Below are 10998 nucleotides of genomic sequence, written 5' to 3' on the forward strand. Positions count from 1 at the left end.
ATTCTAATTAAATGAAAAATGTTGCTGTTGTTGGTGCTGGAATTATGGGGTGTTTATTGGCTTTACGTTTACAAAATGATGGTTGGCAAGTGACATTATTTGAGGCGGAAAGTTTTTTTAATAATTGCAGTAATGCAGCAGCAGGGCTTTTGGCACCCATGTCTGAACTGGATAAAGCGGACCAAGTGATTTTTAATTTGGGAATGGAATCGGTTGACCGCTTATGGGAGTCCATTCTAAATCAATTAGCTGACCCCGTGTATTTTCGCCAAAAAGGATGCCTTGTGGTGCACCATCCTCAAGATAAAGCAGAATGGCAACAATTTAGTGGCAGAATTGTAAATAAATTAAGTGATTCTTGTTATCAGTTACTCACTCAAAATGAACTAAGCCAACTGGAGCCTGAACTGCATCAGTTGAAAATGGCTTATTATTTTCCTAAAGAAGCACAACTTGATAATCAGACCTTGTTGCTGGCACTTAAAAAACATATGTGTCAGTGCGGTGTAATCTGGCGAGATCATACTTTTGTTTCTGGTGTGAGTCCAGGCAAGATAGAAATGGGAGGGAGGTCATATCCATTTGATTTTGTTTTTGATTGCAGGGGGCTTGGGGCGAAAAGTACTTTTCCAAATTTACGTGGGCTTCGTGGAGAACTGCTTTGGCTATATGCACCTGATGTTCAATTAAAAAGACCAATCCGTCTCTTGCATCCACGGTATAATATTTATATTGCACCACGTCCTAATTCTTATTACCTTATCGGTGCCAGCGAATTAGAGACAGAAGATTCCAGTCCCATTTCAGTGCGTACAACACTTGAGTTATTAACTGCGGCATACTATGTGCATCGAGGTTTTGCTGAAGCCCGGGTAATTAAGACTGTGACCCATTGTCGCCCGACTTTAGTGCATCATCAGCCCCGCATAAGATATGCCCCGCAATTTATTGCTGTGAATGGACTTTATCGGCATGGATATTTAATCGCTCCGGCATTAGTAGAGGAAATTCTACGTGGATTAAAGAGCAATCAAAAAGACATTTGTTATCCTGAGCTTTGGGAGGCTTATTCATGATCGTTTATATAAATGATAAACCACTCACTCTTGATTCATCCTGTATCTTACAGGAAATGCTTGAGCAGAGAGTAGGTATTGCCGCACATGTAGCAGTCGCAATAAATAATCAGTTTGTTCCTAAGTATATGTTTTCAAAAACTATATTGTGTGAAGGAGATCGTATTGATTTAATTGTTCCGATGCAAGGAGGATAGGCTATGTGGTATTTAGCAGATAAACCCATAACAAGTCGGTTGCTTTTGGGTACAGCGGGCTATCCATCACTTGAGGTGATGACTGATGCTGTCCGAGCCTCTAAAACCAACGTGATTACGGTGTCTTTAAAACGGCAAATGCCTTGTGATATGGGGGGCGATTTATTTTGGCGAACCATACAGTCTTTGGATTGCAATATACTACCTAATACTGCGGGCTGCCGTGACGCGCAAACTGCGATTACTACAGCCGAAATGGCACGCGAATTATTTCAAACCTCATGGATTAAATTGGAAGTAATAGGAGATGATTACAGTTTACAACCCGATCCTTTCGAATTGTTGCATGCGGCCACCGAATTAGTAAAACGAGGCTTTGAAGTGTTTCCTTATTGTACTGATGATTTAGTTTTATGTCAGCGTTTAGTGGATTGCGGATGTCGGATTTTGATGCCATGGGCCGCTCCTATCGGTTCTGGAAAAGGATTACTTAATCCTTTTGCTTTGGAGACGTTACGGCAACGATTACCTGATGTAACTCTGATTGTCGATGCAGGAATTGGGAAACCCTCTCATGCAGCACGTATTTTGGAATTAGGTTTTGATGCGGTCCTGTTAAATAGTGCAGTTGCTTCATCGATTCATCCAGTGACTATGGCTGAAGCTTTTTCACATGCAGTCATCGCAGGACGCCTTGCTTTTGAAGCAGGTCTTATGCCTGAACGAATTACGGCACAATCGTGTACTCCTTTAATCGACACGCCATTTTGGCATCAGGAGATTGCATTATGACTATTGTGTGGACCAACACTAATAATGAAGCAGATAGACAAACATTTCGCGGCTTGGGTCTTGAGCAAACACTGCAATTTCATAAAGAAAGTCAGCCTGCAGCGATCAAAATAGAAGATCGATTTTCTGCTGAGGACTTTCAGATTCTCAATCATTTTACGGGGCCTGTAGTTCGGGATTTTAACTTATCTTTATCCAAAAATGCTGAAGAAAACAGGAGTAATGTAAGCGCAGGATTTTCTTTTGCCGATGTTTTGGTGCTGAATACACGTGAAACTGAATTTATTTTAAATGGCCAGGTCCGAACACACCAAGCCATGCAAGAAGCGGCACATAAACTCCTAACTCTTGGTGCTAAAAGTGTATTTCTCCTAGGATCGCCTATCCAGAATTCCTCATGGCAGCATGATTATTGGACCAATGGTACTACTTGCTTTTGGCTGACTCAAAATTGTGTTTCTGATGCAAAATACCCAGAACTTCGATCAATTCTCTCCGCGGCAATTACTGGGGCACTGGCTCTTGGTCATTTAATTGAAGATGCATTAATCATTAGTAAAATGTATGTACATCAAGCAATACGTCGAGGACAAAAGAGTGTTTATTACGGTGGTTTTCCAGAGGATGAATCAGATTTACCTTATCTTGCATCTAAACCATTGTACGAAGTGCCGCAACCATTTAAGCCATGTCATCGATTAGGTCTTTATCCGGTGGTTGATCGATTTTCCTGGGTAGAAAGGCTCTTGAATCTTGGGGTAAAAACCATCCAATTACGAATTAAAGAAAAAACAAAGACGCTAGAAGAGGAGATGCGGCAAAGTATTGCTTTGGCTAAAAAGCATCAGGCTACTTTATTTATAAATGATTACTGGGAAATGGCGTTAGAGTTAAATGCAGAAGCAGTACATTTAGGTCAATCTGATTTGGATACAGCAGATCTTGATGCAATTAGAAAACAAGGGCTTTTGCTTGGAGTGAGTACTCATTGTTACTACGAAGTCGCACGAGCGCATGCACTGCGTCCTTCATATATTGCAATTGGACCTGTTTTTCCAACAACAAGCAAAGAAATGTCTTTTGCAGCTCAAGGCATTGAATGCTTACAGCGCTGGAAACGTACGTTAAATTATCCTTTAGTTGCAATAGGGGGAATTAATATTGAGCGTATGCCTAATGTAGTAGCTACAGGTGTTGAAGGTGTTGCTCTTATTTCTGCAATTACAGAAGCTGCAGATCCACAGCAATCCACGCTGAAACTTTTGAGTTTAATGGAACAATGAGAGGCTCAATATGGCTGTTTCATCCGAATTAAAGCGCTATGCACAGCAAATAAAATTAGAAGAAATAGGCCTTCATGGACAAGAAAAACTTCAAAAAGCACGTGTATTATGTGTTGGAGCGGGAGGAATTGGCGCGACGTTACTCCCCTACCTTGCAGGGGCTGGGGTAGGGACCTTAGGCATAATTGATGATGATCGTATTGAAGAAAGTAATTTACATCGTCAAATACTTTATCAGGAAAAAGACATCCACCAACTCAAAGCAACCACTGCAAAAATGAAATTGCAGGCATTGAATTCGAATATTAACATTCAGGCTTATGACGTTCGTTTAAATGATGAGAATGCTGAGGATATAATCTCACAATATGATCTTGTTGCTGACTGTTCGGATAATTTTCATACCCGTTATTTGACCCACGGTATTTGCTATCGCTTGGAAAAACCTTACGTTTATGCCAGTGCATACCAATTCCAAGGTCATTGTTCGTTGTTTTATGGTAGAGAAAATCCATGTTTACACTGTTTGTTTCCAGTAATTCCTGATTCAGTTGCAAATTGTCAGAATGGTGGGGTTTTAGGACCGCTCCCTGGTTTGCTAGGAATTTTGCAAGCCACAGAAATTATCAAATGGATAACTCAAAGTGGTGTTTCTCTATTGAATCGTTTGCTGTGTATCGATTTTTTATCGATGGAAATGAAAAATATTCATTTGGTAAAAAATAAAGAATGTCAGTTCTGTGTTTACGGTCAAGCAATGGAAAAAAATGTTTTTACTCAATGCGTATCATCCTATGACTTGCAGTCTTTTGCAGTATCATCGGATGATTTATCAAGCTTTTTGCACCAATATCCCGATGCATTATTGTTGGATGTAAGAACAGAGGCAGAACATAATAGGTATAATTTAGGTGAACTATTCATTCCACTGTCTGAATTGCCCGATCGCCTTAATGATTTAAATTCTTTGCAGCCCATCCTTATTTATTGTCAATCAGGTCAAAGAAGTCAGCGCGCTCTGATGTTATTAAAAAAGGCTGGGTTTCGTAGCGTTTATCATTTGGCTAATGGACTCGATTCTATGAGTAAGATAAACACCGGGGGGACTAAACCCGGGTTAAGTTTCCTCGATAGCCACTGAGCCCTATATGTTTCGACTTGTTCGCAGCATCGAGGAAAAAGCGAGCTGAGTACCTCAATCCCTGGATCCCGCGGACAAGCCGCGGGACGTGGGTATTGTTATAAATGAAGTTAAACTTAAGTGAATTGCAAGGCGTAGTGAGGGATGTCTAGAAGGGATATGAGTAAAAATCAGGAGATCCTAGGTTTTAGACTCCTCAGGATACCATGGTCTTGAATGCCGCTAGATTTTAATATCATTGTGATGGAAGAAGGACTTTTATTTATGAAAATAATCTTTTTTGAAGTCTGGTAATTTGGTGCCATTATAATTAATAAAAGTCATCATTCCCGTTGCCTCATGATAGAGCATATGGCAATGAAACATCCAGTTTCCTGGATTGTCAGTATCAAATTGTATTTTGACAATGGAATGAGGCAAAACTAAAACCGTGTCTCGCATGGGGCCCTCTTTAAGTAATTGGCCATCAATCTCTGTGACTTCAAATAAATGGCCATGCAAGTGCATTGGATGAGCCATATTCGTTTTATTAATTAAAACGATTTCAATTCGTTTGTTTCTATCAACACGTAATGGAGTAATATCAGGCCAGACTTGATTATTCATTTTCCAAATATAGTTCATCATATCGCCATCTAAAGTAACAGTGAGGGTTTGTTCGGGTTGTTTTACAGGAAGAGGAAATAAGGCGTGGGTTTTCAATTCTTGTTCATTGTTTAGTCCACCTGCGAGTGTAGGTGCTTTTTCGCTAACTGCTATTTTAGAAGCGCCTGGAGTAGATAAAATGAGTCCTGTTTGCAGTTGGGTTCCAGCTCCTTGAGCAAGAATAGGATATGCGCCTTCACCTTTAGGAATTTTGATGAGAATATCAACACGTTGTCCAACCGCCAGTTGAAATTGATTCCCTTCTATTTCTTGGATAGGTTGTCCATCAACAGCAATTGCTTTGCCTGTAAGTTTGCCTAAATTGATAAAAAAATTAGTCATTGCTGCGCCATCAATAATGCGGAGTCGAACTGTTTCTCCGCTGGAGACAGGAATAATTTCCGGATTAGAAAGACTATGATAATTTGTTAGAAAAGCATCATAAGTCACATCATTTAAATCAGGTTTTGAAGCTTTAGAGGCATTGTCAATCGACTTGTTATACGTGGGTGTTTTTTGCTTCATACTATCCATTGCTTTTAGCGGCATAGATCCTTTGTTTTTTAATTCATATAACAGCGTTTTAGGTTTTTTATAACTATAATCGGCAAGAAATAAAACCACATCGTGTTCTTTATTCTTTTCATTAGGGTTGGTAATGATAAATGGAGCGGAAAGAAAGCGTTGAACCTGTAAATCAAAATGCGAGTGCATCCAATAAGTGCCTGATTGGTGTAGTTTAAACCGATAATGAGATTCACCACCTGCAGGGATTGGGAGTTGCGTTACATAAGGCACTCCATCTTGTGAGTTAGGTAAAATTAACCCATGCCAATGAATTACTGTTGGTTTATCGGTGGTATTTTTAACAATTGTATCAAAGTATTGTCCTTGTACTCCACGATACCCCCAAGTTCCATCGGGTTGCTCAATTTTGAATACTTCTGTTTTTTTCCCGTGAATGACAAGAGGTACTTTTTTTATAATAAGGACTGTGGGTTGTTTGGTATTATCTGCAGCATTGGGATTTATTACTGTCGATGAGTAACTTGATAGCAAATAGGTCATTATAAATAAAAAAATAAAGACCTTAAATTGGTTCATTTGAATTCCCTTTTAAATGCTTATAGAAAATTATAGTTCAAAATAAAAACTACTATTGTGAAAAACTGTTTTAATTTCCGCGTTGATTCATTTACCTTAAGACCAATTCGCTATATGATGTCACGCGATTATCAATAGTAGATTAAAGGAGACAATATGAGTTTTTTTATTAGTGATGCTCTAGCTGCAGCGGGGACTACAGCAGCGCCTCAAGCAGATGGAACTTTTTCGCTCATTATGATCGCCGCTATTTTTGTGTTGTTCTACTTTATGCTTATAAGACCCCAAAACAAAAGAGCAAAAGAACATCGTGATTTAATAAGCCGCTTAAAGAAAGGCGATGAGATTATTACCTCAGGCGGTATATTAGCTAAAGTAGTTAGTTTAGATGAGCAATATATGAAGATCAGTCTTGCCGAAGGTGTCGAGATTAATATACAAAGAGGTGCTGTGAGCACAGTATTGCCCAAAGGCACTTTAAAATCGCTTTAAGAAGGTCAGGACACGGAAATGCAAAATAAATATCCTTTATGGAAAAACCTGCTGCTGATTATCATTGCAGTGGTTGGGTTTATTTACGCCATACCCAATTTGTATACAGAAAATCCTGTAGTACAAATTTCGTCTGAAACACCTGTGGATTATGATGAACTAAAAAACCAGGTAGAAGATATCTTAAAAAAAGGTAATCTATCTTATAAATCACTCATCACTCAAGGTGAGTCCGTTGAAGTTATATTTTCATCTACTGATTCCCAGTTGTTAGCTCGCGATGCCATTAAGAATGCTTTGGGATCTCAATATACTGTAGCCTTGAATTTGGCTCCATCTACACCAAGATGGTTGGACTCTATTCGTGCGGCCCCAATGAAACAAGGTCTTGACTTACGCGGAGGAGTACACTTTCTGTTAGAAGTTGACGTGGAAAGTGTGATTAGCCGTCGTTATGAAGGGGTAATGAAAAATATCAGTCAAGAATTGCGAGAGCTTGGTATTCGTTATACCGGTATTCGTTATGTAGCAGACAAAGGCGTAAGTTTACATTTCCGTGATAGCGAGTCGATGAATAATGCCTATTTGGGCTTAAAGGAAAAAATCCCTGATCTTGTTTTTGTAAAAAGTAAAACAAGCAATGAAATTTTAGTGTCGATTTCACCCGTTGAGTTAAACAATACCCGTCAAAATACCATTGAACAAACAATGAGTATTTTACGAAATCGAGTTAATGAGTTAGGCGTTGGTGAAGCGGTAGTGCAACAACAAGGGGCAACCCGTGTAGCTGTTGACTTACCTGGAATTCAAGATGCAGCTCGTGCTAAGCAAATTCTTGGTGGAACTGCAACCTTACAATTCTATATGGTAGATCAAGATAATGACCCGCAAATTGCGAAACAAACTGGGGCTATTCCTGTCAATGATAAGTTACTGATAATGGATGGACGTCCTATTCTGTTAAAAAGACAAGTGGTATTGAGTGGTGATTCAATTACCTCAGCAGTTTCCAGTTATGATCAGCAGTCAGCGACTCCAGCAGTACAAATACAACTTGGTGGGGGCGGGGAAAGTTTGTTTACCAAAGTAACTCGCGAGAATATTGGTAAACGTATGGCCATTGTTTATGTTGAAACAAAAAATTCCATTCAAACTGTAAATGGAGTGGAAAAAAGAGTTACTCATAGAGAAGAGCGTGTTATTAGTGCTCCAGTCATTCAAAATGCTTTGGGTAATAATTTCCAAATTACTGGCCTTACTGATAGTAAAGAAGCAAGTAATTTGGCGTTATTGCTTCGAGCAGGGGCTTTGCCTGCTGCGATCTATCCAATAGAAGAACGCACCGTAGGACCGACTTTAGGTAAAGAAAATATCCGTAGAGGTATTATTTCATTGCAAGTTGGCATGGGCTTAATCCTCATCTTGATGTTGGTTTATTACCGTCTTTTTGGTCTTATCGCTAATATTGCGCTGCTGCTTAACTTGGTTCTGCTTTGTGCATTATTGTCTGTGATCGATGCAACCTTAACCCTTCCAGGTATTGCCGGGATTGTATTGACGGTAGGTATGGCGGTAGATGCTAACGTACTGATTTATGAACGTATTCGCGAAGAGTTGCGGCATGGATTATCACCTCAGGCTGCAATTAATGCAGGATATGAGCGTGCATTTTCTACGATTCTTGACGCAAACGTGACTACCTTAATCGTAGCAATCATTTTGTTTGCTGTGGGTACAGGACCAGTACGTGGATTTGCTGTAACGCTTTCTTTAGGATTGCTGACCTCCATGTTAACGGGTATTACGTACACTCGAGGAATTGTAAATTGGTATTATGGTGGTAGGGCTGTTAAAAAATTATCTATTGGTATTTAAGGCGAGGCTCAGATGGAATTTTTTAATCCAAATTCAAATGTGGACTTTATGGGTGCTCGTCGTTGGACGGCGAGCTTCTCCATATTGATCTTTGTACTTTCTATTGGTGCTTTAGCGATTCATGGTTTGAAGTGGGGACTTGATTTTACGGGTGGAACTCAAATAGAAGTTTCATATTCTTCTGCTGCAGATTTACCTTCAATCAGGGAAAGCTTGAGTAAGGCAGGATTTAAGGAAGCTCAGGTAGTGAGCTATGGTACTTCTAAAGATGTATTAATTAGTATTGCTCCTCGAGAAGACAAAGAACAGGCTCGCTTGGTTGATCAGGTCATGAGTGCTCTGCCTGGGGCCGCAAAACAAAGAGTCGATTTTGTTGGGCCACAAGTAGGGCAAGAGCTAGCGACTAAAGGAGCCCTGGCTGTCGTTGTTTCTTTGTTAGCAACGATGATTTATATTGCCATGCGTTTTGAATACCGACTTGCAGTGAGTTCTGCTGTTGCCTTGGTCCATGATCCTGTGTTGATCCTGGGTATCTTTGCTTTTTTTGGTATTGAGTTTGATCTTAAGGCATTGGCGGGTTTGTTAGCAGTCATTGGGTATTCGTTAAATGATACCATTGTAGTTTTTGATAGGGTGCGTGAGAATTTCGTGAAAATTCGTCGTGCCAGCTCTATAGAAATTATGAATATTTCGATTAACCAAACTTTATCACGTACCATCATGACGTCCATGTTGACGCTCTTTGTGGTGGTTGCTCTGTTTATTTATGGCGGTGAAGCCATTCATGGATTTTCTCTGGCATTGATCATTGGTATTGTGATAGGTACTTATTCCTCTATCTATGTTGCGGGAGCTTTAGCAGTAGCAATGGGGCTTGATCGAAAAGACTTCATGCCTAGTCAGCGCAAAGAAGTGGATAATCGACCCTAATACATAACCTGGGTGTAGCACAGCATGACCCAGGAACTCGGAAATGCAATGATATTGCATCGCAATACGAAATGCATTTCTGAGTTTTTCTTACCCCCCATTGTATTTTCAACAGAAACAGCTTATACAAGGGAGAATGAGTCTCCTAAAGCCTCTTCCTCTTTTGAGGTTTTTCTTGCGTCTTTTTCTTGCTCGACTCCAGTGGATTCAGGTGTTTGAGTGGAGCGAGTTGCCAATTGTTTTTTTAATTCTTCAAGCACTTCAGAGGGAATTTGCATGGGAGTGTTACTGTCTTTTACCTCTTCTCCTTCAATACGAATTTCACCTTCTTCAGTTATTTCAAGAATTTTTTTAGTACACCCTTCTGGTAGAGCATTCTCAGCAACCCATTGAATAGGAATGCCCGCAATGATTGTAGCCCCATCAACAATACGTATTCCATCAATAGGAGCAAGCTCTGGTGTTTTACTGTAGTGACGACTTATGAGCGAGCAAATAGACCAAAGTAAATTATATGCGGCATCAAAAGGGAAACCTATTCCTATTCCTACGCCTTGTCCAAGATATCCCGCTGCAGTTCCCATAAGATGAGCCAAACTGATTGTACAAAAAGATGTAAAGAGTTTCGTTGCAATTACTGGTGCAAAGAGGGCGACGCCTGTTGCTCCTGCTGGACTGAAAATCAATAAGGTGCTTCCAACTAGAGCAGTTAATTGAACCCGAGGGGATATCGCCGTTGTTGAGTTAGTAGCTCCCTCTGCTATTACGACACCTACAGTGGCTCCTACGTATGCAAAGGCAGCGCCAAATAATGGTTGCGTGATGGAGATGACGGGAAATTTGGTGATTTGTTCTGGGACTTCTTTTTTATGGCACATTTCCCCTAAATAATCTGTAAACTGTTTCCATTCTTTCTCGCTAAATGGCTTAAGTCCTTCCTTTTGGAGAAACACATTCGCATGCTCTAGGGCATGGGGCGTTTTTATAAGCCGCTCTGCAGTTAAAAAACATGTTTCTTTATCTTCCTCATCCAGGAAGTTTTCATCAGTTATTCCCAAATTATTCTCAATGATGCGGTATAAGGCAGAATTTCGTTTTGAACTCCCGATTTGGGATTGTACATACAGGCCTGCTGCAATCATAAATCGTGCAGCAATGATATATACTTGTCGTTGTGCCGGAGTTTTGATGTCTTGTTCGTGAAGTAAATGTATTTTAAGAACTGTGTTTATTTTTTCTAAAAATGAAACCTGCTTGCTTCTACTGACAACATCTGTTCCTCCAAAAAAAACAGGTGTTCCTATCATCGAAGGTTTTTCATTCAAATCAACATGTTTTTCTTCTTCATAGGCTTTACGTAGGCTGTTAAATTTTTCAATACGTCCCGGTATAAGAATAAAGTGCATGATAACCCCCCGTCCATTGGCATTCTGGTATGTAATATTCGTGTGTAATTCCTTTTG

General features: G+C 39.9%; 10 protein-coding genes. 8 read left to right on the forward strand and 2 right to left on the reverse strand.

The annotated features are described in order from the left end of the window. Positions 1–11: 11 nt before the first annotated feature. The 5 genes from ACWTEW_RS05065 to ACWTEW_RS05085 are packed head-to-tail and all read left to right on the forward strand — an operon-like array spanning position 12 to position 4489. Positions 12–1076, forward strand: a complete 1065-nt coding sequence (locus ACWTEW_RS05065; protein ID WP_454780675.1) for an FAD-dependent oxidoreductase — start codon at positions 12–14, stop codon at positions 1074–1076. Further along, complete coding sequence (thiS, locus tag ACWTEW_RS05070; RefSeq protein ID WP_454780676.1) at positions 1073–1273, forward strand: sulfur carrier protein ThiS; 201 nt, start codon at positions 1073–1075, stop codon at positions 1271–1273. The genes ACWTEW_RS05065 and thiS overlap by 4 nt, the downstream gene beginning before the upstream one ends. Before the next feature lie 3 nt (positions 1274–1276). Next, the gene (locus tag ACWTEW_RS05075; protein WP_454780677.1) at positions 1277–2065 is read left to right on the forward strand and encodes a thiazole synthase; all 789 of its coding nucleotides are present in this window, start codon (positions 1277–1279) and stop codon (positions 2063–2065) included. Next, positions 2062–3348, forward strand: a complete 1287-nt coding sequence (thiE, locus tag ACWTEW_RS05080; protein ID WP_454780678.1) for a thiamine phosphate synthase — start codon at positions 2062–2064, stop codon at positions 3346–3348. The genes ACWTEW_RS05075 and thiE overlap by 4 nt, the downstream gene beginning before the upstream one ends. A gap of 10 nt (positions 3349–3358) precedes the next feature. Continuing rightward, complete coding sequence (locus tag ACWTEW_RS05085) at positions 3359–4489, forward strand: ThiF family adenylyltransferase (protein ID WP_454780679.1); 1131 nt, start codon at positions 3359–3361, stop codon at positions 4487–4489. Positions 4490–4747: 258 nt separating this feature from the next. Here ACWTEW_RS05085 and ACWTEW_RS05090 read toward each other — a convergent pair whose 3' ends face one another. Then, a complete protein-coding gene (locus tag ACWTEW_RS05090) occupies positions 4748–6238 on the reverse strand; it encodes a multicopper oxidase family protein (RefSeq protein WP_454780680.1) in 1491 nt (496 codons plus the stop codon). A 156-nt stretch (positions 6239–6394) separates the two neighbouring features. Here ACWTEW_RS05090 and yajC point away from each other — a divergent pair, with 156 nt between their 5' ends. Genes yajC through secF form a run of 3 tightly spaced genes read left to right on the forward strand, consistent with a single transcriptional unit; the run spans position 6395 to position 9535 of the window. After that, positions 6395–6730 carry a preprotein translocase subunit YajC gene (gene yajC / locus ACWTEW_RS05095; protein WP_454780681.1) on the forward strand — a complete coding sequence of 112 codons (336 nt, stop codon included), beginning with the start codon at positions 6395–6397 and terminating at the stop codon, positions 6728–6730. A gap of 18 nt (positions 6731–6748) precedes the next feature. Beyond that, a complete protein-coding gene (gene secD, locus ACWTEW_RS05100; protein ID WP_454780682.1) occupies positions 6749–8605 on the forward strand; it encodes a protein translocase subunit SecD in 1857 nt (618 codons plus the stop codon). A 12-nt stretch (positions 8606–8617) separates the two neighbouring features. Further along, a complete protein-coding gene (gene secF / locus ACWTEW_RS05105) occupies positions 8618–9535 on the forward strand; it encodes a protein translocase subunit SecF (protein WP_454780683.1) in 918 nt (305 codons plus the stop codon). 122 nt (positions 9536–9657) lie between these two features. Here secF and ACWTEW_RS05110 read toward each other — a convergent pair whose 3' ends face one another. Continuing rightward, positions 9658–10941 (reverse strand): hypothetical protein, encoded by a 1284-nt coding sequence (locus tag ACWTEW_RS05110; RefSeq protein WP_454780684.1) that lies wholly within the window; start codon positions 10939–10941, stop codon positions 9658–9660. Between the last annotated feature and the right edge of the window lie 57 nt (positions 10942–10998).

The organism is Legionella stuttgartensis (genome assembly GCF_977063405.2).

Excerpts from the sequence above, each read along its gene's own strand:
- secD (WP_454780682.1), top strand. The coding sequence starts at position 6,749 with ATGCAAAATAAATATCCTTTATGGAAAAACCTGCTGCTGATTATCATT.
- secF (WP_454780683.1), top strand. The coding sequence starts at position 8,618 with ATGGAATTTTTTAATCCAAATTCAAATGTGGACTTTATGGGTGCTCGT.
- ACWTEW_RS05110 (WP_454780684.1), bottom strand. The coding sequence starts at position 10,941 with ATGCACTTTATTCTTATACCGGGACGTATTGAAAAATTTAACAGCCTA.
- thiS (WP_454780676.1), top strand. The coding sequence starts at position 1,073 with ATGATCGTTTATATAAATGATAAACCACTCACTCTTGATTCATCCTGT.
- ACWTEW_RS05090 (WP_454780680.1), bottom strand. The coding sequence starts at position 6,238 with ATGAACCAATTTAAGGTCTTTATTTTTTTATTTATAATGACCTATTTG.
- yajC (WP_454780681.1), top strand. The coding sequence starts at position 6,395 with ATGAGTTTTTTTATTAGTGATGCTCTAGCTGCAGCGGGGACTACAGCA.
- ACWTEW_RS05065 (WP_454780675.1), top strand. The coding sequence starts at position 12 with ATGAAAAATGTTGCTGTTGTTGGTGCTGGAATTATGGGGTGTTTATTG.
- thiE (WP_454780678.1), top strand. The coding sequence starts at position 2,062 with ATGACTATTGTGTGGACCAACACTAATAATGAAGCAGATAGACAAACA.
- ACWTEW_RS05075 (WP_454780677.1), top strand. The coding sequence starts at position 1,277 with ATGTGGTATTTAGCAGATAAACCCATAACAAGTCGGTTGCTTTTGGGT.
- ACWTEW_RS05085 (WP_454780679.1), top strand. The coding sequence starts at position 3,359 with ATGGCTGTTTCATCCGAATTAAAGCGCTATGCACAGCAAATAAAATTA.